Below are 24944 nucleotides of genomic sequence, written 5' to 3' on the forward strand. Positions count from 1 at the left end.
GGGGCCTTATCCGCTTAGCGGGTCGGGCCCCTTCCGGGTTTTGGGGCAGGGGCAGGGACACTCCAGGGAACCGCTCAGGAACCGAAACGGGACGAGCCGGCGGCGCCCCGGGCGGTGCGGGGCCGTACTCCGTAATCAGCCCGGGGCTCGGAGCGAGTCGAGAACCGCGTCGACGGAGCGGCGCAGGGAGCGTGCGTCGCCGCCCGCCTGCGACCGCAGGTTCACCCCGTACGCGAGCAGCGCGAGCAGATCAGCCGCCGAGACCGGATCGGCAGAAGGCGCCAACTGTCCATCCCGCCCTGCCGCTTCGAGCGCGGCACGCAGCGCGTCGCACAGTCCTTGGTGGTGCCGGTCGAGGACGGCACGTACCTCCAGGTCGTCGCTCTCCGCGCTCGCATGCGCGTTGGACACCAGGCAGCCCCAGCCCGCGTGCTCTCCCGACGTACGCGCGTCGATCAGGCCGAGAAAGAAGTCCGCAATCGCGGGCAGCCCCCGCCCGTCCTCGGCGAGCTGCCGGAAAACGGGCTGCGAGCGAGCCGCCACATAGCGGTTCAGCGCGGCGAGGTACAGCTGCCGCTTGCCGCCGTACGTGGAGTAGAGGCTGGAGCGGTTGAGCCCCGTGGCGTTCACGATGTCCTGCACTCCGGTAGCCGCCACGCCCTGCTTCCAGAACAGGCGGACCACCGTCTCCAGCGTCGCGTCGGGATCGAAGTGCTTGATGTCCGCCATGCCTCACCTCACCACCAACTTGGAACAGTGGTTCCAAGATACTGCTCGGGCCGCTATCTTGAAACGAGTGTTCCAAGATAGCGGGCGGCTTTCTTCCGCCTGTCCCCACACAGGAAGGACACCGACCTCATGACCCTCAACGCAGAACTGCGCACCTTCTACGAAGCCCGCCAGCAGCAGATCCCCGCCGAGGTCCGCGAGATCATGCGGCGGGCCGGCGCCGAACTCACCGCTTCCGGCCGTATCAACCACGCCCTCACCGCCGGTGCGCAGGCCCCGCGCTTTACGCTGCCCTCCGCGACCGGCAAGGCTGTCGGGCTCGGTCAACTTCTCACGCAGGGCCCGGTCGTGCTCACCTTTTACCGCGGTGCCTGGTGCCCGTACTGCAACCTCACGCTGCGCTCCCTGCAACAGCACCACACCGGCATCACCGACCGCGGTGCCCAACTCGTTGCCGTCTCCCCGCAGATCCCCGACGAGTCACTGTCTCTGGCCGAGAAGCACGCCCTGGACTTCACTGTCCTCAGCGACGCCGGCTCCGACACCGCCAAGGCATACGGCCTCGCCTTCGACCTGCCGGACGACCTCGCCGCCGTCTACGACAAGCTCGGCTTCGACCTCCACCGGGTCAACGGCGGTCACCCGCGCACCCTTCCGGTGCCCGCGACGTACGTCATCGACCAGAACGGCACCGTCCGCTGGGCGTTCGCCGACACCGACTACACCAAGCGCGCCGAACCGGCCGACATCATCGCCGCGCTCGACACTCTGCGCTGAGGCGCTGCCCGTCAGGCAGTCGCCCGGGGCCGGCTGAAGGCGCGCCGGCAGGCGCCGGGCGTGGTGCCCGGATGTGCCTGGAAGCGGCGGCGCAGGTTGACCGCCGAGGCGAGTCCGACACGGGTGGCGACGGCCTCGACCGGAAGGTCGGTCTGCTCCAGCAACACCCCGGCAGCTTCCAGGCGTTGCCTCAGCAGCCACTGACCCGGGCTGACGCCGAGGTGTTCGCTGAAGCGCCGGGCAAGGGTCCGGCTGGAAAGACCGGCTCGTTCGGCGAGCCGGTCCGGGGTCAGCGGAGCGCCGAGGCGGGACGCGGCCCACTCAATGAGGGCGCCAGCAACTCGTCCGTCCTCGCCAGGGCGGGCTGCGCGGCGTACTGGAGTTGGCTGCCCTCCCGGTGCGGGGGCAGGACCATGTTCCGCGCGATCCGCGCGGCGTAGGCGGCGTCGTGGTCGCGGCGCACCCAGTGCAGGCACAGGTCGATGCCCGCACCGGTTCCGGCACCGGTGGCCTCGATCGCCATGTGAAGCCCTCCGTAGGGGGGCGATGCCGTCTGGAAGGCGACGTGGGAGTCGCCAACCTCGGCACACGCCACGCCCGCAGCAGGCATACCGGTTCAGGTCCTGTCGGAGCTTCACTCCTGAGGGTGACCCGGACGAGTCACTCGGCTGGGAGCCCAGCACAAGGGACGTTGTCAGCGGCGGCGGCCGGCCTTGAACCGTCAGCGCAGTAGCCTGTAGCGGGGAGAAGGTGGTGAAACGGTTGCCGAGCAGTCATGGGCGTGATAAACGCTGGCCGGGAGCCGGGAGCCGGGAGCCGGGAGCCGGGAGCCGGGAGCCGGGAGCCGGGAGCCGGGAGCCGGGAGCCGGGAGCCGGGAGCCGGGAGCCGGGAGCCGGGAGCCGGGAGCCGGGAGCCGGGAGCCGGGAGCCGGGAGCCGGGAGCCGGGAGCCGGGAGCCGGGAGCCGGGAGCCGGGAGCCGGGAGCCGGGAGCCGGGAGCCGGGAGCCGGGAGCCGGGAGCCGGGAGCCGGGAGCCGGGAGCCGGGAGCCGGGAGGTGTGCGATGCTGCCCTCGGGCGGAGGTACACGATGGAGTCCGACGAGCGCATTCTCGTTCCCGTGGGGCCCGACGCCGTACGCTGGCGGACTTTCGGCGGCGAACGCACGATCGTGGTCGCCGCGCGGACGGTGACGTCGCTGGTGCGCGTGCTGGACGTGGTGCCCGAGATCGTCCACGACGACCCGCGGATCACCGTGGTCTTCGCCTACGACCCCACCTCCGCCTTCAACAACGGCGTGCTCGACCTGCTCCGTTCCCTGGGCTGCCGTACGCTCCCGTGGTCCCAGCTTGCCGAGATCGAGCCCGACCTGCTCGTCTCCGCCTCCGAGAACATCAAGGTGCCACACGGGGACTACCCGGTCCTGGTGCTTCCGCACGGGGTCGGCTTCCACAAGCAGGTCCCCGATTCCGCCGGGCCGGGCACCCGCCTGTCCGGACTGGTGCACGACGACCTGCTGGCGGCCGGCCGGGCCCGGCTCGCCGTCTCCCAGCCCGACCAGGAATCCCAGCTGGCCGCCGCCCACCCCGGCACGGCCGGCAGCACGGTCCTGATCGGTGACCCCTGTCTCGACCGGCTCCGGGCGAGCGTCCGGTGGAGAGAGCGCTACCGCGCCGCCCTGGGCATGCAGCCCGGCCAGCGACTGGTCATGGTCTCGTCGACCTGGGGCGAGGAGTCGTTGGCCGGGTCCTGGCCGGGGCTTCCGGCGGACCTGCTGTCCCAGCTGCCGGCGGACGAGTTCCGAGTGGCGCTGGTGCTGCACCCGAACGTCTGGTCCGGGCACGGAGCCTGGCAGGTCCGGGTCATGCAGCAGACCGCTCTGGAGGCCGGGCTGATCATCGTCGATCCCACGGCCGGCTGGCAGCAGGCCCTCGTGGCCTCGGACATAGTGGTCGGGGACCACGGGTCCGTCACCCTGTACGGAGCCGCGATCGGATGCCCCGTACTGCTCGGCGCGTACGGCTCGGAGGCCGTGCCCGGGACCGCCGGGAGCGCGCTGCGCACGGCGGCCGGGCAGCTGACCCCGGATCAGCCGCTGGAGTCTCAGCTGGCGGCGGCGTGGGCGGACCACCGGCCGGACCGGTACGACGCGGTGACCGCAGCAGCTTTCGCCGAGCCCGGGCAGGCCGTCCCGAGGCTCCGGGAGCTGGTCTACGAGCTTCTCGCACTCCCGCAGCCGAAGCAGCCCCACCACCCCGGCCGCGGTCCGCGGGCCTTCTCGATTCCGGCCCCGGCACCGGGGCGGGCCCGGTCGCTGATGGTGCACACCTCCGTCGTCAAAGACGGCGGGATCGAACTCCTGGTGAATGTCCGCCGCTTCCCCGCGGCACTCGCACAAAGGACGACCGAGACCGACACAGCCCTGTGGCACCTGGCCTGCGACATCGACGAGCCGGACACCCGACTCACTGAGAGTGCCACGGTCATCCACTCGTCCTCCGAGGTCCTCTCCTCGGAAGCGGGGCGACAGCGCGTCGCATCCCTCTTGGCCGACTTCCCCGGTGCCCGGATCGCAGCGCTGCCCGGCGTGGACGGCTGCACCGTCGGTGTACGCGACGGACAGCTGCTCCACGTCAGCACCGCCGAGGGACCGGGCGCCGACCCCGGCACGGCTGCTGCTGCGGTCTACGCATGCCTGCGGCTCGGCATCCCGCTCCATGCCACAGACGTGGTCGTGGTCCACGGCACACGCCGGCAGCGGCTGCTGCTCCGTGGGCTGCCCCCGGCCACGGGTCAGCCGACAGCGAGCCGGGCCAGAACCGCCGCCGCGCGAGGGCTACCGCCCTCCTCGTAGACCGCTAGCGCGCGTTGCAGGCAGCTCCTGGCCTCCGCCGGATCGTCCAGGAGGTCTGCCAGGTCCTCCAAGGCTTGGGCCTCGTAATGCGAAGCACCGACCGCGTGCAGGTCGTCCGCGGCCCGGGACAGGGTGTCCGCCGCCTGGGCACGGGTACCGGTGCGGGCCAGGACCCGACCGGTGGCGGCCAACGACCGCGCCGCCATCCGCCCGTCTCCGAGGGCGAGAAACGCCTCCCGGGCCCGGGCGAGGGAGGCCAGGGCCGCCGAATGGTTGCCGGCCGCGCCCTGCGCGCAGCCCAGGAAGTGGCGGGCCAGGGCCTCGCCGCGTTCTTCTCCGGCCTCGGCGTTGAGGGCTAGCGAGGCACGGTAGGCATCCACCGCCCGGGCCGGATCGTGCGCGTCCCAGTAGCGGCCGAGGAACTCCTGAACCGATGCCTGGAGCACCAAGTGGCCCGACTCCACAGCACGCTGCTCGGCCAGATCGAGCTGCGCCTTGGCCTCCTCGTCCCGGCCCAGGTCGAGCAGCGGCCGGGACAGCAGGCTGCGCAGCCTGGCCTCGGCGGCCGGGTTGCCGTCGCGTCGAGCCGCTTCGGCGCCCAGTTCGAGGGATTCCCGCCAGTCCGCGACATGCCGGTGGTGGAGGAAGAGGACGGTGAATGCCTCGGCCGTCTGCCACGCTGTACGGTCCAGCTCGAAGCCGGCCGCGGCCCGGAGCACGGCAAGGATGTTGGCGCGTTCGGCCTCCAGCCAGCTGATGGCATCGCGGCCGGGGTCCGTCCCCCCGGCGAACGGCCCTGCGACACCGGCGACTGACGTACCGGCGTCTCCGGCGAGTCGGAGAATCCGGAGCCGGTCGGCCCGGACCGCGAGATCCGCGGCAGCGGTCAGCGCGAGGTAGTGGCCGGCGACCCGGCGAACCGTGTCTCTCTCCGAGTCGGGTGGGTCGAGTGCGCGGGCGGTGTCGCGGGCGTGCAGTCGGACCAGGCCGTGCAGGGCGTACCTGCCGTCGTCCGTCACCGCGAGCATGCTCGCGGCCTCGAGTACGTCCAGCGCGTCCTGGGCCCGGTCCACGGTGTCCAGCCCGGCCGCCACCGCGGCGACGGCAGCGTCGAAGCTCAGGCCGGGCAGCAGGCCGAGCACCCGGTACATGCGGGCGGCGGATTCGGGGAGGTCACGATAAGCGAGTTCGAGGGCTGCGGACACGGTGCGCTCCTCGTGGGCGGGGGAGACGGTGATGCGGCTGAGGCGGCTCTGCTCGTCGAAGAGTTCGGTGACCAACGCGCCGATTGTCAGGCGGCGCTGGGAGAGCAGCCGCGCGCCACAAATGCGCAGGGCGAGGGGCAAGCCGCCGCAGAGGTCGGCCAACCGGGCCGCGGCCTCAGCTTCATCAGCGACGCGCTGGGGGCCGCAGAGGACCGACAGCAGCTCCAGTGAGCTGTCAGCCCCGAGGACTTCGAGCGGGAGGAGGGAAGCGCCGTCGAGCACGAGCTCACCCAGGCGCCACGTGCTGGTCGCCAGTACGGCACTGCCCGGTCCTTGCGGAACGAGCGGTTTCACCTGTGCCGCGTGAGTGACGTCGTCCAGTACCACCAGGATCTGGTGCTTGGCGGACAGGTCCCGGTAGAGGGCCGTACGGTCGGCAAGTCCTGCGGGAAGGTACTGGTCGCTCACGCCCAGGGCGCGCAGGCAGATGGCGAGGGCTTCCGAGACGTCCCCGCCGATGCCGGCGCGCAGCGCCGTGAAGTCGATGAAGATCTGACCGCTCGGGAAACGTGTTTTGTTGGTGTGGGCCCATTGGCAGACGGCGGCCGTCTTGCCGATCCCGGGGAGCCCGCTGAAAACGCCGATCGGGCAGTCGGCCGAGTCCCCGTACGCAAGTAAACCGTCCAGCTCGGCGAACGGCTGCCGGCGGTCGACGAATCCGCGAGGGGGGCGCGGGACCTGGTCGGGGCGCCGGTCCGGCGCTGCGCCGCGGTCCACGTGGTAGTTGAACGTGATGCCGCCGTGGACGACGCCGACCTGGGCGAGCTGCCCCTGCACGCTGCCGGAGAGGTCGTTCGAGATGCCCGGCTGCCCTGGGCGTTCCGAACCGTCCTGCGTGCCCATGAACCACCGCCTCTCGGGATCTCCAGCCCGTAGTCACCGTACTGGACCCGTGCAGGAGAGGGAGGATTTTGAGCCCGCTACGATCAGCAACATGCCACGCCAGGCTCCCCGTGACGTCCCCGGACCGTCCTCGTCATCCACACCTCAACAGCCGCCCGCCACTGGTAGAATCGACAATTTCGCGGGCAGCGGGCAGCGGGCAGCGGGCAGCGGGCAGCGGGCAGCGGGCAGCGGGCAGCGGGCAGCGGGCAGCGAGCAGCGAGCAGCGAGCAGCGAGCAGCGAGCAGCGAGCAGCGAGCAGCGAGCAGCGAGCAGCGAGCAGCGAGCAGCGAGCAGCGAGCAGCGAGCAGCGAGCAGCGAGCAGCGAGCAGCGGGCAGTGCTCGTCGCGGTGCGTTCCGCCAGTGCCCTGCACCGGCTCCTCGACGTGCTGCCCGTGTTCGACGGCGACCGCCGCATCACCACCCGGTTCACCTTGATACCGGGCTCGGACTTCGACATCGACGCCCTTGCTGCCCTGGACCGCTCCGGCGCCCGCACCCTCAGCTGGGACGAGGCCGTCCGCACCAGACATGACCTGATCCTGGCCGCGAGCCCGAAGGGGGCGCTCCGCCGACTGGCGGGCCCCCGGGCACTGCTACCGCACGGAGCCGGCTTCAACAAGTCGATCGCCGACGACGGCTCGGCGGGCGTCCCTTCGGGTCTCGACCCCCACTACCTGCTGCCCGGGGGCGAACCCCTGGCCGACCTGCACGCCCTGGCGCACGACGAACAGGTGAGGCGGCTGGCAAAGCACAACAGCCCCGCACACGCGCGCCGTGCCGCGGTGGTCGGTGATCCGACGCTGGACCGGCTGATCGCCTCCGAACCGCTCCGGGCTGAATTCCGGGATGCCATCGGCACCGGGCCACGTACCCTGCTCGTCCTCACGTCCACGTGGGGACCCGAATCCCTGCTGGCCCGACGGCCCGGCCTGCCCACCGACCTCTGCACGCTCCTGCCGCACGACTCCTTCCAAGTCGCGTTGGCCCTCCACCCCAACGCGTACAGCCGCACCGGGGGGCTCGACCTGTCCCGCGGACTCGCCCCCGCCCTCGCGGCCGGCCTCGTCCTCCCCCGCCCGTACGAGGAGTGGGCCGCGCTGCTCGTCGCAGCGGACGCCGTGGTCACCGACCACGGCTCGACCGCGCTCTACGCCGCAGCCCTCGGCCATCCGGTCATCAACGCGTACGACGGCGGGCACGAGCTGCTCCCCGACAGCCCGATGGCACAACTGCTGGCCGCCGTTCCCCGCCTCCCGGCCGCCACGGAGCTGCCGGACGCGCTCCGGGCCGCCCTGGCCCTGGACACGCGCGGACCGGCCTCCCGTGCGTTTTCCCACCGCGGCCAGGCACTGTCCCTGCTCCGGCGGCACCTCTACCGGCTGCTGGAGCTCAGCCCACCGAACGGCCCGCTGGAAGCCCGCGCGTTCCCCCCGCCCACCGTCGTCCCCGCTCGGCCACGAGCCTTCGCCGTACGGGCCGAGGTGTCGGAGGACCGGATCGGACTGGAGCGATTTCCTCCGCATACCCGCGAGTCCGTGCACCACGTGGCCGCCGAGTACCCCGGGGCCGGACTCCGCGAGACCCAGAGCGCGGCCGTCCTGTGGCGCCGGGCCGACGGCTCCCCCCACGCCCACGCCACCGCCTGGACGGCGGGAGGCTGGACGGCTCGCGTCTTGGCGGACGCTCAGTCCTGCCGGACGGCCGTCGCGGTCCTGACTCGCCGGCGCTGCCTGCTCAGGCACCGCACCGCCGGGGCCGTGAGCCTCCGCATCGTGCCGCACCACGAGGCGGGCCGGGTCTCCTACGCCGATCCGACGGCCGTGGCGTCCGCCGTGCACGCCTGGCTGAGTCGCAACACCGCACACCCACTGCCCGTGTCACTGCTGTGCGACACGGGCCCGATCAGCGTCCGCGTAGACCTGGCCCGCGCGGACGCCGATGATCTCGACTACGAGTTCTGACTCTCGGAGGCAACTGCTCCGTATTCGATCTCGATGAGACGTGCCGCCGTCCGGTGAGCCTCAGCAGCACGCGCTTCGCCGCGCAGGTCCGCGAGTACGGCGAGCTCTTCCAGGGCCCGGACCTCATCGGTACGGGAATCGCGCCTGCGGGCACCTTCGAGCGCAGCCCTGACCAGAGGGTCGGCCTGCTCCGGACAGCCGCTCAGCCGCAGGGCGCGGCCCAGCTCGAATCCCGTCCGCGCCGTCATGCGTTCCCGCTCCTGTCCGCAGGCCATGTCGTGAGCCTCGCGGAGCAGGGCGACCGCTTCCTGGTACTGCCCGCTGCGCAGTGCCGTCCGCCCCAGCAGGTAGGTCTGCAACAGCACGCCGTAAGCGTTGTCGATGCTCTCGTGGATCGCCTTCGACGCCTCGAAGTCCGCAGTCGCGCCGGCCCAGTCCCCGGCCTCGGCCTTGAGCAGACCGCAGAACTCCACTGCCGAGGCCGCGAGTTTCCGCTCCGGCGCCGCCCCTCCCAGAGCCTCCGCGGCGTTGAGGGCATGCCGCAACTGTTCGGCAGCCTCCTCGTACCGCTTCTGCTCCCACAACGGGCGGGCCAGTTGGCACCTCATCCGGACCATGGCCGGCAGGTACTCCGCGCGGTCGGCGGCGGCGACACCCGTACGGAACGCGTCGGTGACGTCCGCGTAGTGCGGGTGGTCGAGGAAGTGGGTCCACAGCGGCTCGCACAGCGCCCAGGCGTCCTCGTACAACCCCTCCTCGAAAGCCGTCCGGACACATCCGTACAAGGCGTGGCGCTGGGATTCAAGCCAGCGCAGTGCTTCCGGCTTGCCGGTGAACTCGATGTCCGGGGCGTCTCCGGCCGTCGGCTCGGGAATCCCGGCGAACGTCATACGGGCTCCGGCTGCCAGCAGGTCCGCGCGGGCAGCCTGTCGCCGGTACCAGACGGTCAGTGACCGACGGGCCGCTGCCCGCTCCGCCCCGTCCGGATCCCGTTGCCGCGCCAGGCGGTCGGCATGTCCGCGCAGGAGGCCGTGCATGCGCCATCCCTCGGGCCGGCCGTCCAGCAGTCCCGCGTGCTCCAGCTCCTCCAGTGCGTCCCCCGCGAGAACAGGACCGCAGCCGAGCAGCACGGCGACGGCCGGCACCTCGATGACGGGGCCTGGATGCTGGGGCAGCAGGCGGTACAGGCGCGCCCCCTCCGGCGACAGGGCAGCGTACGCGGCGTCCCAGACGGCTTCGACCATGGGAATGCCCTTACCGTTCAGCTCGGCTGTCAGGTCCGCGACGAGCCGGGACAAGCTGCGCCTGCGGTACTTGCGCACCCACTGCCCGGCCACCTGGATCGCCGCCGGCAGGCCACCGCAACCCCGCGCCAGATCGAGCGCGGCAGCCGGCTCTGCCATCAGCCGGGGATCGTCGACGAGGTGACCAAGGAGCAGCATCGCGTGGTCCACGGAGAGGGGGCCCACCGGCACCTCGACCGCCGCCGTGCCCTCAAGGTCGTACAAGGCGCCTTGACTGGTGGCGATCACCAGGCTGCCGCCCGAGGCAGGCAGGAGCGGAAGCACCTCCGTCCCGACGCGCGCATTGTCGATGACCACGATGAGCCGTTTGTCCCGCGTGCTGGTCCAGAGCTGCTTGGTCCGACCGCCGAAGGACTTCTCCAGCCACTCCGGCAGCACCCCCAGGCTGGTCAGGAGCTCTCCGACAGCGTCCGAGAGCTCGACGACACCGTCCCGGCGCAGGTCGTCGAGATCCACGTAGAGCACACCATCCGGGTACCTGTCAGCGAGTCCTCGGGCCATGTGGAATCCGAGCGCCGTCTTGCCGATGCCTCCGATCCCGGTCAGTGCGACGACCAGGGGGCCACGTTGCGGTGAATGCTCCTCGACCGCACGGGAGATGCGCTCCTGCTCGCCGGTTCTGTCCTCGAACCTGGACAGCGCGGGCGGGATTTGGAAGGGGATGGACCGTGCCGGGGAGACCCCCTCGTGCCAGTGTTGATGAAGCTCGCCGATGCGCCCTGCCTGGACAACGGCCTCTGCTCGCCCGTCCAGGCTGTTCCGTGTCTCCTCCGCCATGCGCCAACAGTAGTGGCACATGGCATACATGACGATGCGTGAGAACCGGCCACGACAGGCCGCGCCCGGACCAGACGTACCGGAATTCCTCCGTCAGCGGGACGGCCGACCTAAGGTTGAGGAGATCCAGCGCCCAACACCGCGAAAGAGGGAGCCAAGCATGGACCCGATCACCGCAGCGGCCCTCACCTCGCTGGCCGGCGGACTCGGCGGCGAAGCGAGCCGCCAAGCGTGGCAGGGACTCACCGCACTGGTGCGACGACCGTTCGGGCGTGGCACGGCACAGGGGACGGACGACGGCGCAGCGGCCCGGATCAGCTCCGGCGAACTCGAAGTCGCCTCGCTGGCGGGAGAGCCGGCCGACCCGCTGCGCGCTCAGGCCCTGGCCACGGCCCTCGGTGTACGAGCGGCGATGGACAGCGAGTTCCGCACGTTGCTGGAAGAGTGGTGGCAGCGGGCTCAGGCCGGTCCCTCTGGCGGCGACGTGCACAACAACATCGGCGGCAACATCGAAAGTGGTGCCACCGCGGTCCAGAGCCGGGACATCGCCGCCCTCACCTTCAACATGACGCGCAGTGCGACCTCACCGGAGAGGGACGACCGGTAACGAGCCCTGACACGCCTGCCAGGGCTCAGGGCTGTCAGGCGCCCGGATCGAGCCGCCCGGTGCACGCAGCCTGGATGGCCTTGAGTGCGTCCGCGGCCTCCCTGAATGCCGGCGGGAGCACGCAGGTTCCGGTCCTGAAGCCCGTGTCGATATGGGCGGAAAGGATGGCCGGGGCAGGTGGGCACCGGCCGAGTGCCCGGCGAAGACCCGGGTGAACGGCTGGGAGCCGTAGGGGTCCTGGCGTTTCAGGAACACGGTGTCGGCGGCGGACCGGGCGCGCAAGGCCCCGGTCACGGGCTGCGGTTCCCGGGCTGCGGCCCGGCTGCCGTGCGCCGAAAGGATCGCGGGGCACGCCTTCACGCCACTGCCTGCCTGGTCAGCACTCAACGAACATCACCGAGAGTAATCAAGAGTCGAGGTTCAGGCTAGGGCACGAAACCGGCTTCCCTCGATCTGATGAACACCGCGGAAGCGGTGACGCGGCCGACTCGCCCCGCACCCACACCTTGCGAAGCATCGGAGTAATCGGGCTCGAACCTTTATTTCAGGGGGCGTTGGGGGTTTGTCTACGCGCGGAGCTACGAGTGCCGACCGATCATTCGGGCAATTCAGGCGGGTTCCCGCAGAGCTATTACCGACTGGTACCGGGAGCTGCTACAACAGGGACCGCTCACTCAACCCCCCACACTTCGGAGGGCTGACAGCTATGTCAGTACGGAGATTCTGGGCGTCCGCATCCACTCTGCTCCTCGCCGCCGCTGCCGCTCTGGGGATCGCCCAGCCGGCTTCGGCGTCCTCCTCGGCCGCCGCCGGCGGGTACGTCGCCCTGGGCGATTCGTACTCGTCCGGTGTCGGCGCGGGAAGCTATCTGTCCGACAGCGGTGACTGCCGGCGCAGCACCAAGGCGTATCCGTACCTCTGGGCGGCGGCGAACTCGCCGTCCTCGTTCGCCTTCGTGGCCTGTTCGGGCGCCACCACGAGCACCGTGGCCAGTGGCCAGCTCGGGGCACTCAGCTCGTCCACCTCGCTGGTGAGCGTCACCGCGGGCGGCAATGACGTCGGGTTCGCCGATGTCATGCAGGACTGCGTGCTGTCCGGCGAGTCCGCCTGTATCTCGGCCGTGAACACGGCCGTCGGGAAGATGAACAACACCCTGCCGTCGGGGCTGAGTTCGCTGTACGCCTCCATCCACTCCAGGGCCCCGCAGGCCCATGTCGTGGTGCTGGGCTACCCGCGCTTCTACAAGATCGGCGGAAGCTGCGTCGTCGGCCTGTCCGACAAGGCGCGTACGGCCATCAACCACGCGTCCGACGTGCTGAACGGTGTCATCGCCAAGCAGGCGGCGAACGCCGGGTACACCTTCTCCGGGGTCGCCGACGAGTTCACCGGGCATGAGCTGTGCTCCGGAGACCCGTGGCTGCACAGCGTCTCGATCCCCGTCTACAACTCGTACCACCCCAAGCCCGAGGGGCAGTCCGGTGGTTACCTGCCGGCGTTCCGCTCGGCGGCGTAGCACGGAAGCGGCGCCCCGGTGGGGAACCGGGGCGCCGCTTCACCTTCAGGCGGCCGGGCGGGTCGCCTTGAGGGAGTACATCAGCGGGAAGCGCGGGCGGTCCGGCGGAAAGCGGAAGAAGTCGTCCCTTCCGCGTTTCAGGACCGGGAAACGTGCGAAGAGCGAGACGTCGTGCTCGTGGAGGAATTCGATCCGCAGCCCGGCGGCGGCCAGCGCCGACACCACACTGCCCACCGGGTGCTGCCACTCGACGCTCCGGTTGTGGACGGTCGGGGCATCGAAGTCCGCGTACGTACCCGGCGTCTCGTCCACCCATGCCTCGCGGCTGAAGTAGTCGTGCACGATCCGCGAACCCGTCTCGTCGTCCAGGCAGTCCGTGAGCGGATGGAACTCCGCGAGATAGAGAAAGCCACCGGGCTTCACCAGCGACGCGGCCGTCTCGGCCCAGCGGTCGATGTCGGGCAGCCAGTTCAGCGCGCCGACGCCCGTGTAGACGATGTCGTACGAGGAGTCCGGTACGGCCTGGGCCGCGTCGTACACGTCGGCGGCGACGAAGGCCGCGCGGTCGGGGCCGAGCCCCAGGTCCTCGGCGAGGCCACGGGCGGTCTCGACGGCCGGTTCGGAGAAGTCGAGGCCGACCACCTGCGCCGCGCCGTGCCGCGCCCAGGAGAGCGTGTCGAGTCCGATGTGGCACTGGAGGTGCAGCAGCGACCGGCCGGTCACATCACCGACCTCGGCCAGCTCGAAGGGCCGCAGGACGTCCTTCCCCGCACGGAAGGAGCCCAGGTCGTAGAAGTCACTGCCTGCGTGGATGGGCACACGTTCATCCCACATCCTGCGGTTGGCCTCGCGCCAGTCGGGCGGTATCGGAGCGGTGGACATGTGCGCGAGGTTATCCACAGGCTGCGGACGAGGCGAACGGATTGTCGGGGGTTCTGCGCAGAATGGGGTCATGACTGAGGCCACTGGTTCGCCGACGACCGCATCCGTCCCGCCGTGGGAGCAGCGCTTCCGCGCTCCCCGCGTTTCGCTGCCCGACTGGGCCGAGGACGCGCCCGACCGCGCGTTGTTCGTCTCCAACGCGACGGGGACCTATGAGCTGTACGCGTGGGACCGGGCGACCGGTGAGCAGCGCCAGGTGACCGACCGGCCGAACGGGACGACGGACGGCGTGCTGACCCCGGACGGCGAGGCCGTGTGGTGGTTCGACGACACCGACGGGGACGAATTCGGGGTGTGGATGCGCCGGCCGTTCCACGGCGGGGCGGACACCGGGTCCGTGCCGGCCGCCCCCGGTCTCGGGCCGTCCTATCCGGCCGGGCTCGCGATCGGCCGGGACGGAACGGCGGTGATCGGCCGTTCGACGGACGAGGACGGCACGACGGTCCATGTCGTACGGCCCGGCGCGGCCCCCGTGGAGATATACCGGCACCGCGAGTCGGCCGGGGTCGGCGACCTGAGCCACGACGGGACGCTGATCGCGCTGGAGCACACCGAGCACGGGGACGCGATGCACTCCGCGCTGCGCGTGGTCCGGCCGGACGGGACCACGGTCGCGGAGCTGGACGACACCGAGGGGGGTACGAAGGAGCTGGGCCTCGCGGTCCTCGGCTTCGCGCCGGTCGCCGGGGACACCCGGCTGCTGGTCGGGCACCAGAGGCGCGGACGCTGGGAGCCGATGATCTGGGACCCGGTGGCGGGCACGGAGACGGATCTGGCCGTCGACCTGCCGGGCGATGTGGGTGCCGAGTGGTATCCGGACGGCTCCGCGCTGCTCATCGAGCACGGCTTCGAGGCCCGCAGCGAGCTCTGGAGGTACGAGCCCGCCGCGTCCGACGGCAGGCTGGTCCGGGTGGAGACGCCGACCGGCACGGTCTCCGGCGCCACGGCCCGCCCGGACGGGACGGTCGAATACCTGTGGTCGTCGGCGGCCGAGCCGCCCGTAGTCCGCTCCACGACCGGCGCGGTGGTGCTCGACCCGCCGGGCGCCAAGGCCCCGGCCTCGGTGCCCGTCGAGGACGTGTGGGTGGACGGGCCCGGCGGCCGGATCCACGCGCTCGTCCAGCGTCCGGCGGCCCCCGCCGAGGGGCCGTTCCCGACGGTCTTCGAGATCCACGGCGGCCCCACCTGGCACGACAGCGACGCCTTCGCGGCCGGCCCCGCGGCCTGGGTCGACCACGGCTACGCGGTCGTCCGGGTCAACTACCGCGGCTCGACCGGTTACGGACGGGCCTGGACGGACGCGCTCAAGCACCGGGTCGGGCTGATCGAGCTGGAGGACATCGCGGCGGTACGGGAGTGGGCGGTGAAGTCCGGCCTCGCGGACCCGGCGAAGCTCGTCCTGGCCGGCGGCTCCTGGGGCGGCTATCTCACGCTGCTCGGCCTCGGTACGCAGCCCGGCGACTGGGCCCTCGGGCTGGCCGCGGTCCCCGTCGCGGACTACGTCACGGCGTATCACGACGAGATGGAGGCCCTGAAGGCGATGGACCGCACGCTGCTGGGCGGGACGCCGGAGGAAGTGCCCGACCGGTTCGAGGCGTCGTCGCCCCTGACGTACGTCGACGCCGTGCGCGCCCCGGTCTACATCTCCGCCGGGGTCAACGACCCGCGCTGCCCGATCCGCCAGGTGGAGAACTACGTGGACCGGCTGAAGGACCGGGACGCCGTGCACGAGGTCTACCGGTACGACGCGGGGCACGGCTCGCTCGTCGTGGAGGAGCGGATCAAGCAGGTCCGGCTGGAGCTCGGCTTCGCCCGCCGGCACCTGTCCGGGGTATCACCGGCGGGGCCCGGGGACCCGGTCGGATAAAGGGCCGCTTTCCGGGTGCCCCCGCTCCGGGCGGCCGGAGCGGGGACCGTACCGTGGAGGGGTGTACCGGTTCCTGCTGACCCCGCGATGGTGGGGGATCAACCTCTTCGTCGTGCTGGCGATCCCGTTCTGCGTGTTCATGGGCACCTGGCAGCTCGGCCGCTTCGAGGACCGCGTGCACACGCACGAGGCCGCCGAGAAGCAGCCCGCGCCGGGCACCCGGGCCGCCAGGCCGCTCGACGAGCTGCTGCCCGTCGACACGGAGACCTCCGGCCGGCCCGCCACCGCGACCGGGCGGTACGCGGACCGCTTTCTGGTGCCCGGCCGTGAGCTGGACGACCGGAAGGGCTTCTACGTCCTGGACATGCTGCGGACCGACAGCGGCAAGGCCCTGCCGGTGGTACGCGGCTGGCTGCCCGGGGAGCCAGGACAGACCCGGGTGCCGTCCGCGCCGGCCGGCCGGGTCACGGTGACCGGCGATCTCCAGGCTTCGGAGAACGCGGGCACCGCGGGGGTCGGCGCGACGGGCGGGCTGCCGGACGGCCAGGTCGGCATGATCAGCGCGGCGTCGCTCGTCAACCTGGTGCCGTACAAGGTGTACGACGCCTGGGTGACGCTCCCGGCGAGCGGTGCGGGCGGCTCCGAGAAGGCCGCGAGCGCCTCGGCGGACACCGCGAGCGGTGCCGCCGGGACCGGGGCGGCACCGCTGCGACCGGTGCCGGCCGCCGCGCCGGAGGGCGGCGGGCTCGATCTCAAGGCTTTCCAGAACCTCGGCTACACGGGCGAGTGGTTCGTCTTCGCCGGGTTCGTGGTCTTCATGTGGTTCCGGCTGCTCCGGCGCGAGGCCGAGGCCGCCCGGGACATACGGCTCGGCCTGGTCCCCGAGGCGGAGACCGCCACCCCGTCGGTTCCCGGGGCGGAGGTGCGCCCGGGGGCGTGAGCGGGTGGCCCGGCGGTGCGGGCCGCTCCGCTCCTAGGAGCCCGTTCCAGCCCGCTCCTACGACGCCGGTTCCAGGGCGCCCGTCCGGTAGATCGTTCCCGCGCAGGCGTTGTCGATCTTCGCGGCGGCGACCGGAGCCCCCGGCTCGGGGGTGTGCTGCACGGAGATGCTGCCCTTGGCGGGGGCGCCGTCGGTGCCGAACTGGGGCTCCGTACCGGTCTCGCTCTCTCCGGTGGTGCCGGCCGAGCCAGATCCGGCCGGACTGCCGCTGCCGGTACCCGCCGCACCCTCGGTCGGTGTCGGGGAGGGCGAAGCACCGGTGGACGGACAGGTGTCCTCGGGTACCCAGGCGAACTGCACCTCGTAGACCGCGTCCGGCTTCAGCACGACGACGGTCTCCTCGGTGACGGGGTCGGGCAGACCGGACGCGGGATCGCCCTCGGTGTGCCGGACGACCTCGATCCGGGTCGGGTCGGCCGCGCCCATCGCCTCGAAGCCCACGATGCCGCCGCTCCGCACCACGCAGTTCTCACCGGACACGTTGGCGATGCGGAAGGCCCCGTACACCGTGCCGTCGGCACCCGCCGCGCCGGTCTTGGCCGACTCCACGCCGAGCTGTCCCGGATCGCACGGACGCATGGCGTCCACCGCGCTTCTGGACGGATCGGCGGACGCGCCGGCCGGATCGCCCTCCTGGCTCCGGCCGCTGCTGTCGGACGGACTCGTGGGTTCCTGCGGAAGCCCCTGGCCTCCGTTCGGGTGGCCGCCGCCGCTCTCGCCGCCGCCGTTGCCGGAGTCAGCGCCGGAGTCGTCGCCGCTGCCGCCCTGCGCCTGCTCACCGTGGCCGGCGATGGCGGGGCTGGCCGTGCTGGAGCCTTCGGAGTTGGCGACGTGCACGAACGCGGGGATCGCGGTGCCGATGAGCAGTGCCGCCGCCGCCGCGCCGACCAGGGCCTGCCGCCGGCGGGCCCGCCGGGCGGGCACCGCGCGCTGAAGCCGGTCGAGGCTGCCCTCGCTCGGCTCCAGGCCCTGCACGACACCGTGCATCATGCGGCGCAGTGCGTCCTCGGCACCGTCGTCGCCACCCTCGCCGAAGGACACGCCGCCGCCAGACAGGCCGGCCGGGGCCGCGAAGCCCAGCGTGTCGCGGTCGCGGCCCGCGTGCGGAGCGTTCTCCGGCCCGTGGTTCACAGTTCCGTTCCCAGTCCGGTCCAGCGGGAAACCGCGCGAGGAACCGCGCCGGTATCCGTTACGGCCCCCCGGCCGCGGGTCCTGTTCAGGGTCGTGGTCAGCACGCCGGCTCATACCTGCGCCTCCATCACCACGCGCAGGGCCGCGATACCGCGTGACCCGTACGCCTTCACCGAGCCCAGGGATATCCCGAGCGTCTCGGCGACCTGAGCCTCGGTCATGTCCGCGAAGTAGCGCAGAACCAGCACCTCGCGCTGGCGCCTCTGGAGGCCGCGCATCGCCTTGATCAGCGCGTCCCGCTCCAGCTGGTCGTACGCCCCCTCCTCCGCGCTCGCCATGTCCGGCATCGGCTTCGAGAGCAGCTTCAGCCCGAGGATGCGGCGGCGCAGCGCGGAGCGGGAGAGGTTGACGACGGTCTGGCGCAGATACGCGAGGGTCTTCTCGGGCTCGCGGACCCGGTTGCGCGCGGAGTGCACGCGGATGAACGCCTCCTGCACGACGTCCTCGCAGGACGCCGTGTCGTCCAGCAGCAGGGCCGCGAGGCCGAGCAGCGAACGGTAGTGGGCGCGGTAGGTTTCGGTGAGATGGTCGACGGTGGTTCCGGCTGCCACGCTCTCTTCAGCACCCTCGCGCTGCGCCGGCAGCCCCGTCTGACGCGCGGCGGGCATGGGCGCGATCACCGGCATGCCACCGGCTGCACGGGCCCGTCGGAGCGGTCGCACCGAAGCGCCGCGCAAGGGGCCCACCACTGTGATATCGAGAACCTCTGCCACGCCAGTTGGACACGCTTCCCCCCGTCAGGGTTGTACGCATACGGCACAGCGTTTGAGGCCCTGCGATATGCCTTCATACGTACCCGCTCTTCTCCAGATTCCCCGCACATGCGCTCCGCCGCGCAAGAAGTGACCGCTTAGACGCCCGGCGCCCGACCCGCGGTTGCAACAAACCGAAAGGTCATCGTCTGTCACGGCGACTGCCCAGCTCAAGAGGTTCAGACCAGCGAGTTGCTCACAGATCGTTCACAGAAAGTGCGAAAGGGGTTCGATCCGGACCTCATGATCACGGCCGCTCAGGACCGGGGAAATTCGGCGGCCACCGACTCGGCGATCTGCGCCACGTTGAGCGCGGCGCCCTTGCGGAGGTTGTCGCCGCAGACGAAGAGCTCCAGCGCCTGCGGGTCGTCCAGCGAGCGCCGGACCCGGCCGACCCAGGTGGGGTCGGTGCCGACCACGTCGGACGGGGTGGGGAAGTCGCCGGCGCCCGGGCTGTCGTACAGGACCACTCCGGGAGCGGTCGCCAGGATCTCGTGGGCCCGCTCGACCTCGACCTCGTTCTCGAAGCGGGCGTGCACGGACATCGAGTGTGTGGCGATGACGGGTACGTACACACAGGTCGCCGACACCCGCAGGCTCGGCAGGCCGAGGATCTTGCGGCACTCCTCGCGGATGGCCAGCTCCTCCGACGACCAGCCGCCGCCGGCGTCGGTCCCGGCCCACGGGACGACGTTGAGCGCGACCGGGGCGGCGAACGGGCCGCCGTGCGTGTCGCCCACGACGCGGCGCACGTCGCCCGGTTTCGTACCGAGTTCGGTGCCGGCCACCATCGACAGCTGTTCGCGCAGTGCGGCGACGCCGTCGCGGCCGGCGCCGCTGACGGCCTGGTACGAGGAGACGACCAGCTCCCGCAGACCGAATTCGGCGTGCAGGGCCCCGATGGCGACGATCAGCGCCAGCGTGGTGCAGTTCGGGTTCGCGACGATGCCGCGCGGCCTCATCCGTACGGCGTGCGGATTGATCTCGGGCACGACGAGCGGGACGTCGTCGTCGGTCCGGAAGGCGGCCGAGTCGTCGATGACGACCGCGCCCTTGGACGCGGCGAGCGGGGCCCAGCGCGCGGAGACCTCGGCGGGCACCAGGAACAGGGCCACGTCGATGGTCTCGAAGACGTCCTCGGTGAGTTCGAGGACCTCGCACTCCTCACCGCGTACGACCAGCTTGCGGCCGGCCGAGCGCGGCGAGGCGACGAGTCTGACCTCGCCCCAGACATCCGCGTGCTGCGAGAGGATCTGGAGCATGACGCCACCGATCGCCCCGGTCGCACCGACGACCGCGAGCGAAGGGCGGCGTGCGGTCATCGGCCGGTGCCCCCGTACACGACGGCCTCGTCGGAGTCGCTGTCGAGACCGAAGGCGGTGTGCACGGCGCGCACGGCCTCGTTGACGTCGTCGGCGCGGGTGACCACCGAGATGCGGATCTCGGATGTCGAGATCAGCTCGATGTTGACGCCGGCGTCGGACAGCGCCTCGAAGAAGCCCGCGGTGACCCCGGGGTTCGTCTTCATGCCCGCGCCGACCAGGGAGATCTTGGCGATCTGGTCGTCGTAGCGCAGCGAGTCGAAGCCGATGACGCCGCGGTTGCGCTCCAGGGCGTCGATGGCCTTGCGGCCCTCGGCCTTCGGGAGCGTGAAGGAGATGTCCGTCAGACCGGTCGACGCGGCGGAGACGTTCTGCACCACCATGTCGATGTTGACCTCGGCGTTCGCGATCGTACGGAAGATCGCGGCGGCCTCGCCCGGCTTGTCGGGCACGCCGACGACGGTGATCTTGGCCTCGGAGACGTCATGGGCGACTCCGGAGATGATCGCGTGCTCCACCTTCTGGTCCCCTTGCGGCTCGTTGCTGACCCAGGTGCCGCGCAGTCCGGAGAAGGACGAGCGGACGTGGATCGGGATGTTGTATCGGCGTGCGTACTCGACGCAGCGGTGCAGCAGCACCTTGGAGCCGGACGCGGCCAGCTCCAGCATGTCCTCGAAGGAGATCCAGTCGATCTTACGGGCCTTCTTGACGACCCGCGGGTCGGCGGTGAACACGCCGTCCACGTCGGTGTAGATCTCGCAGACCTCGGCGTCCAGCGCGGCCGCGAGCGCGACGGCGGTGGTGTCGGACCCGCCGCGGCCGAGGGTGGTGATGTCCTTCTTGTCCTGGGACACACCCTGGAACCCCGCGACGATCGCGATGTTCCCCTCGTCCAGCGCCGTACGGATACGGCCCGGCGTCACATCGATGATGCGCGCTTTGTTGTGGACCGAGTCGGTGATGACGCCGGCCTGGCTGCCGGTGAACGACTGGGCCTCGTGGCCCAGGTTTTTGATCGCCATGGCCAGCAGCGCCATGGAGATCCGCTCTCCCGCGGTCAGCAGCATGTCGAACTCACGCCCGGCCGGTATCGGGGATACCTGCTCGGCGAGATCGATCAACTCGTCCGTCGTGTCGCCCATCGCGGACACCACGACAACCACCTGGTTGCCGTTCTTCTTGGCATCGACGATTCGCTTGGCGACGCGCTTGATGCCCTCGGCATCGGCTACGGAGGAGCCTCCGTACTTCTGCACGACAAGGCCCACGTGCGCTCCTCGCTCAGTCCATTACTGCGGTCGGCTCAGTTTAACGAGCAGTCCGGAAACGCCCCGCTGATACCACATGGTGAGATGTCCCGCTCACCACGTGATCATCGGCGTGTCGCCCCGAACCGCTCGTACCGCCCTGCTGCCCACCGAACTCGTACGCATGCCCCTTTGTGGCCCAGCCCACACGGACCGGGGCACAGGTGGCCCTACTTCGCCGGGCGCAGCCCCAGCGGGCCCGCGATCTCCTCGAACATGACGCGGCCCGCCTCCTCGGCGAGGTTGTCGTCGCCGGCGTTCTGGTCGGTGTCCAGGCCGTCCAGCTCCTGGAGGGGCTGGTTGAGGCGGATGTGGGCGATCAGGGACTGGAGGGCACGGAGGGTGGCGGAGGCGGTGGAGCCCCAGTTGGAGAAGTAGGAGAACTGCCACCACCACAGAGCCTCCGTGGTGCGCTCCTCCTCGTAGTGGGCCAGGCCGTGGCGCAGGTCGGTGACGAGGTCGGCCAGGTCGTCGGAGATGCGGGCCGCGACCGGGGCCTTGCGGGGCTCGTACGGGTCGAAGACCTCGGAGTAGACGTCGATCGGCTCCAGGAGGGCCGCGAAGCGCTCGCGCAGGCCGTCCGCGTCCGGTTCGGCGCCCAGGTCGGGCTCGTAGCGCTCGTCGGGGACGATGTCCTCGTACGCGCCGAGCCGGCCACCGGCCAGCAGGAGCTGGGAGACCTGGAGAAGCAGGACCGGAACGGCCTCTTCCGGCTCCTCGGCCTTGGACACCTCGGTGACCGCGACGATGAACGTCTTGATCTGGTCGGCGATCTGGACCGCGAAGTCGCCGGGGTCCTGCGTGACGGTGTTCAACGTGGCGTCGGACATCGAGGAGACCTCCCGTGTGAACGGTCGGAGACGTTGGGTAGAAGATAACCGCGCTGACCGTAAAGCCGCCGTGAGATGCGCAGAACGCGACCGTCAGACATCGAGCAGCCGCCTCCCCTCGAAGGCGCGGCCGAGCGTGACCTCGTCCGCGTACTCCAGGTCGCCGCCCACCGGCAGGCCGCTGGCGAGCCGGGTGACGCGCAGGCCCATCGGCTTGACCATCCGCGCCAGGTACGTCGCGGTGGCCTCGCCCTCCAGATTGGGGTCGGTCGCCAGGATCAGCTCGGTGATGGAGCCGTCGGCGAGGCGGGCCAGGAGCTCGCGGATGCGCAGGTCGTCCGGGCCGACGCCCTCGATGGGGCTGATGGCCCCGCCCAGCACGTGGTAGCGCCCCCGGAACTCACGGGTCCGCTCGATCGCGACGACGTCCTTGGGCTCCTCGACCACACAGATGACCGACCGGTCGCGCCGCTGGTCGCGGCAGATCCCGCACTCCTCCTCCTGCGCCACATTGCCGCAGACCGCGCAGAAGCGGACCTTGTCCTTGACCTCCAGGAGGGCGTGGGCCAGGCGCCGCACGTCCGTGGGCTCCGCCTGCAACACGTGGAAGGCGATCCGCTGCGCGCTCTTGGGACCGACGCCGGGAAGCCTGCCCAGTTCGTCGATGAGGTCCTGAACCACGCCTTCGTACAACGGAACGCCTTCCTGACGGAGTCGGCTGAGTCGTGGTACGTACCGTAGGGGGTACGTACGGTCTTGGGTATGCGGCCGGTCAGAACGGCAGGCCGGGCATGCCGCCGCCCAGGCCCTGGGCCAGCGGGCCCAGCTTCTGCTGCTGGAGCTGCTGGGCGTTCTCGTTGGCCGCCTGGACCGCCGCGACGACGAGGTCCGCCAGGGTCTCGGTGTCCTCCGGGTCCACCGCCTTCGGGTCGATCACCAGCGAGCGCAGCTCGCCCGAGCCGTTGACCGTCGCCTTGACCAGGCCGCCGCCCGCCTGACCGTCGACCTCGGTCCTGGCCAGCTCTTCCTGGGCCTGGGCGAGCTCCTGCTGCATCTTCTGGGCCTGTTGCAGCAGCTGCTGCATATTGGGCTGACCACCACCGGGAATCACGGTCACTCCAGGCATTTCGACGACAAATGTTTCGGTACGCCGAGCCTACGTTGTCCCCGGGCGGCACGCCCTACCCGCCGAGGAGCAACTCTTTCGAGTGAGATCGAGGGAGCGGTGCCGGGACTCCTATACCTGACCAGAGGCCGTGCACACCCGGGAATACCGCGATTTCGACCCCACGGCCCACCATTCGGCGGTAGGAAGGGCATGCGTCCCGGCACGCACGCGCCTACCCCTCGTCACGCATGGTTACGCATGGGGGACTGCCCGTCGCGTCAAAGGGACCGGGAGCAGAGCAGAGATCCGCCCCGTCGTCGAGTACGCGGCCGAGAGCACGCGTCGCTATGCAGCATGCAGAGGAGTACCCCGGTGAGTCAGCCGGAGATGCAGCCCGAAGTGCCGCCCCGCAAGTCCGGCACGTCCGGCCAGGCGGGTGCGGCCGCTCCCTCCGGCACGGACTCCGAGGACCGTTCGGGGCGGGCCCGTGACCTGACCGGGGAGCCGTTCCCACTGGGCGACTGGGGAGAGCCGTCCCAGCGGCTGGACGAGCTCTACCGGTGGCTGGAGGCGGACGCGCTGCGCACCGCCGACTGGTATCTGAACGACCGGCTGTGGAAGCGGCGCGGCGCCAGGGCGCTGCGGATGGGCACCGCCGCCGGGGCGGTCGCGGGCGCCGCCCTGCCGCTGCTCGATCTGACGGGCGCGCTGCACGGCGCGGCCGGCTGGGGCTATCTGTCGCTGCTGCTCGGCGCCGCGTGCATGGCGTGCGACCGCTACTTCGGCCTGACCTCGGGCTGGATAAGGAACCTCGCGACCGCGCAGGCCGTGCAGCGCCGGCTTCAGGTGCTCCGGTTCGACTGGGCTTCGGAATGTGTACGGGAGGTGCTCGGCCCGGCCGAGGGCACGGCGAGCGAGGCGACCGAGCGGTGCCTGGGCGTGCTGCGGCGCTTCTCCGAGGACATCACGGAGCTCGTACGGTCGGAGACCGCCGACTGGATGGTGGAGTTCCGGGCCGGTCCCGCGCCCCTGGGCATGCAGGCGCTGGTCTCCGGCGGCTCCGGGAACGGGCGCCCGGAGCCGGGGGCGGCGCCCGGACGCTTCCCGCTCCAGTCGATGGGCCGGCCGAACATGCCCCGGCAGCGTCCGCCGGAGTCCCCGCGCTGACCGTTCGCCGGCCGGTGCGGGGCTCCGGGGCAGGACGCCGCGGCCGGGTCAGCTGAAGACGATCATCGATCCCTGGGCGAGGCTGCGGGTGGCCGCGGCGTGCAGGCCGAGCCAGACGTGGCGCTCCCGGGCGAAGGGGTTGTCGTCGTACGGGACGGAGGTCGCCGGTTCCTCCAGCTCGGTGGGGGCTTCGGGCGGCAGGGGGGCGGCCGGCGGGTTCGCCGGGTCGATTCCGATGGCCGGGGCGACGAACTCCAGCTCCCGCAACAGCCCGTGCGCGGAACCGAGCGGTCCGCCCGCTGCCAGCAGGTCGTCGGTGGAGACGGGCGCGGCGAAGTCGAGGGGGACGTACGCCCCCGCGTGGTCGAAGTGCCACACCAGGTGCGACTGCCGGGCCGTGGACTCGAACATCTCCAGCAACTGCTCGTAGTCCCCGCCCAGCTCACCGACCGGGGTGACGGCGAGGCCGCTGAGCTGGAGCAGATAGGCGCGGCGGAGGAAGTGCAGGGCGTCGTAGTCAAAGCCCGCGACCGGGGCGACGTCTCCGGTCAGTCCCGGCATGTAGGCGTAGACGGGGACGGGCGGCAGTCCCGCCTCGCCCAGGGCCTTGTCGTAGCGGGCGATCTCTTCGGCGAAGGGGTTGTCGGGGCTGTGGCACAGCACATCGACGAGGGGGACCAGCCACAGGTCACAGGCCACGAAGTCTCGCTCTCCAACGGGGGCGTGCGGTGGTCGGGACAGCGTAATGCGACCGGCAGCGCGCGCACAGTGGTCGCTCACGACCGGCCC

20 protein-coding genes and 1 pseudogene are annotated in these 24944 nt (G+C 71.2%); 8 read left to right on the plus strand and 13 right to left on the minus strand.

Annotated features, from left to right (window positions below; genetic code table 11):
- Positions 1-135: 135 nt before the first annotated feature.
- Positions 136-729 (minus strand): TetR/AcrR family transcriptional regulator, encoded by a 594-nt coding sequence (locus OG338_RS13365; RefSeq protein WP_405937552.1) that lies wholly within the window; start codon positions 727-729, stop codon positions 136-138.
- Positions 730-858: 129 nt separating this feature from the next.
- Here OG338_RS13365 and OG338_RS13370 point away from each other — a divergent pair, with 129 nt between their 5' ends.
- A complete protein-coding gene (locus OG338_RS13370; protein WP_405937553.1) occupies positions 859-1506 on the plus strand; it encodes a peroxiredoxin-like family protein in 648 nt (215 codons plus the stop codon).
- Between the two features lie 11 nt (positions 1507-1517).
- On the opposite strand, the pseudogene OG338_RS13375 reads toward OG338_RS13370, so the two are convergent.
- Positions 1518-2017, minus strand: a pseudogene (locus OG338_RS13375) (GlxA family transcriptional regulator); the annotation flags it as partial.
- Between the two features lie 576 nt (positions 2018-2593).
- Here OG338_RS13375 and OG338_RS13380 point away from each other — a divergent pair.
- Positions 2594-4357 carry a hypothetical protein gene (locus tag OG338_RS13380; RefSeq protein ID WP_405937554.1) on the plus strand — a complete coding sequence of 588 codons (1764 nt, stop codon included), beginning with the start codon at positions 2594-2596 and terminating at the stop codon, positions 4355-4357.
- Here the strand turns inward: OG338_RS13380 and OG338_RS13385 are convergent.
- A complete protein-coding gene (locus OG338_RS13385) occupies positions 4297-6465 on the minus strand; it encodes an NB-ARC domain-containing protein (RefSeq protein ID WP_405937555.1) in 2169 nt (722 codons plus the stop codon). The genes OG338_RS13380 and OG338_RS13385 overlap by 61 nt on opposite strands.
- Positions 6466-6854: 389 nt before the next feature.
- Between OG338_RS13385 and OG338_RS13390 the strand changes: the two genes are divergently transcribed.
- Complete coding sequence (locus tag OG338_RS13390; protein WP_405937556.1) at positions 6855-8468, plus strand: translation initiation factor 2; 1614 nt, start codon at positions 6855-6857, stop codon at positions 8466-8468.
- Here OG338_RS13390 and OG338_RS13395 read toward each other — a convergent pair.
- Positions 8456-10549: an NB-ARC domain-containing protein gene (locus OG338_RS13395; protein WP_405937557.1), complete on the minus strand. Its 2094-nt coding sequence runs from the start codon at positions 10547-10549 to the stop codon at positions 8456-8458. The two genes, OG338_RS13390 and OG338_RS13395, sit on opposite strands and share 13 nt — an antisense overlap.
- A gap of 160 nt (positions 10550-10709) precedes the next feature.
- On the opposite strand from OG338_RS13395, the gene OG338_RS13400 reads away from it, so the two are divergent.
- Positions 10710-11156 (plus strand): hypothetical protein, encoded by a 447-nt coding sequence (locus OG338_RS13400; RefSeq protein ID WP_405937558.1) that lies wholly within the window; start codon positions 10710-10712, stop codon positions 11154-11156.
- A 706-nt stretch (positions 11157-11862) separates the two neighbouring features.
- Complete coding sequence (locus tag OG338_RS13405) at positions 11863-12669, plus strand: SGNH/GDSL hydrolase family protein (protein ID WP_405937559.1); 807 nt, start codon at positions 11863-11865, stop codon at positions 12667-12669.
- 45 nt (positions 12670-12714) lie between these two features.
- Here the strand turns inward: OG338_RS13405 and OG338_RS13410 are convergent, their stop codons facing one another.
- A complete protein-coding gene (locus tag OG338_RS13410; protein WP_405937560.1) occupies positions 12715-13551 on the minus strand; it encodes a class I SAM-dependent methyltransferase in 837 nt (278 codons plus the stop codon).
- A 70-nt stretch (positions 13552-13621) separates the two neighbouring features.
- Here OG338_RS13410 and OG338_RS13415 point away from each other — a divergent pair, with 70 nt between their 5' ends.
- Together OG338_RS13415 and OG338_RS13420 are read left to right on the plus strand one after the other, a co-directional pair.
- Complete coding sequence (locus tag OG338_RS13415) at positions 13622-15478, plus strand: S9 family peptidase (protein WP_405937561.1); 1857 nt, start codon at positions 13622-13624, stop codon at positions 15476-15478.
- Positions 15479-15539: 61 nt separating this feature from the next.
- Entirely contained in the window at positions 15540-16418 is an 879-nt protein-coding gene (locus OG338_RS13420) for an SURF1 family protein (protein WP_405937562.1), read from the plus strand.
- A 57-nt stretch (positions 16419-16475) separates the two neighbouring features.
- Here the strand turns inward: OG338_RS13420 and OG338_RS13425 are convergent, their stop codons facing one another.
- The 7 genes from OG338_RS13425 to OG338_RS13455 form a co-directional block, all read right to left on the minus strand.
- Complete coding sequence (locus tag OG338_RS13425; RefSeq protein WP_405937563.1) at positions 16476-17609, minus strand: hypothetical protein; 1134 nt, start codon at positions 17607-17609, stop codon at positions 16476-16478.
- Between the two features lie 110 nt (positions 17610-17719).
- A complete protein-coding gene (locus OG338_RS13430; protein ID WP_018102121.1) occupies positions 17720-18295 on the minus strand; it encodes a SigE family RNA polymerase sigma factor in 576 nt (191 codons plus the stop codon).
- Positions 18296-18678: 383 nt separating this feature from the next.
- Positions 18679-19743 carry an aspartate-semialdehyde dehydrogenase gene (locus OG338_RS13435; RefSeq protein WP_405937564.1) on the minus strand — a complete coding sequence of 355 codons (1065 nt, stop codon included), beginning with the start codon at positions 19741-19743 and terminating at the stop codon, positions 18679-18681.
- Positions 19740-21011, minus strand: a complete 1272-nt coding sequence (locus OG338_RS13440; RefSeq protein WP_018102119.1) for an aspartate kinase — start codon at positions 21009-21011, stop codon at positions 19740-19742. Before OG338_RS13440 ends, OG338_RS13435 begins: the two co-directional genes overlap by 4 nt.
- A 209-nt stretch (positions 21012-21220) precedes the next feature.
- Positions 21221-21880, minus strand: a complete 660-nt coding sequence (locus OG338_RS13445) for a DUF5063 domain-containing protein (protein WP_405937565.1) — start codon at positions 21878-21880, stop codon at positions 21221-21223.
- Positions 21881-21973: 93 nt separating this feature from the next.
- The gene (gene recR, locus OG338_RS13450; protein WP_018102117.1) at positions 21974-22573 is read right to left on the minus strand and encodes a recombination mediator RecR; all 600 of its coding nucleotides are present in this window, start codon (positions 22571-22573) and stop codon (positions 21974-21976) included.
- 79 nt (positions 22574-22652) lie between these two features.
- Positions 22653-22991 carry a YbaB/EbfC family nucleoid-associated protein gene (locus tag OG338_RS13455; protein WP_405940410.1) on the minus strand — a complete coding sequence of 113 codons (339 nt, stop codon included), beginning with the start codon at positions 22989-22991 and terminating at the stop codon, positions 22653-22655.
- A gap of 384 nt (positions 22992-23375) precedes the next feature.
- On the opposite strand from OG338_RS13455, the gene OG338_RS13460 reads away from it, so the two are divergent.
- Positions 23376-24155 (plus strand): SLATT domain-containing protein, encoded by a 780-nt coding sequence (locus tag OG338_RS13460; protein WP_405940411.1) that lies wholly within the window; start codon positions 23376-23378, stop codon positions 24153-24155.
- 48 nt (positions 24156-24203) lie between these two features.
- Here OG338_RS13460 and OG338_RS13465 read toward each other — a convergent pair whose 3' ends face one another.
- Positions 24204-24854, minus strand: a complete 651-nt coding sequence (locus OG338_RS13465; protein ID WP_405937566.1) for a hypothetical protein — start codon at positions 24852-24854, stop codon at positions 24204-24206.
- Between the last annotated feature and the right edge of the window lie 90 nt (positions 24855-24944).

Origin of the sequence: Streptomyces sp. NBC_00726, from assembly GCF_045161735.1 — a bacterium.
GTDB lineage: Bacteria > Actinomycetota > Actinomycetes > Streptomycetales > Streptomycetaceae > Streptomyces.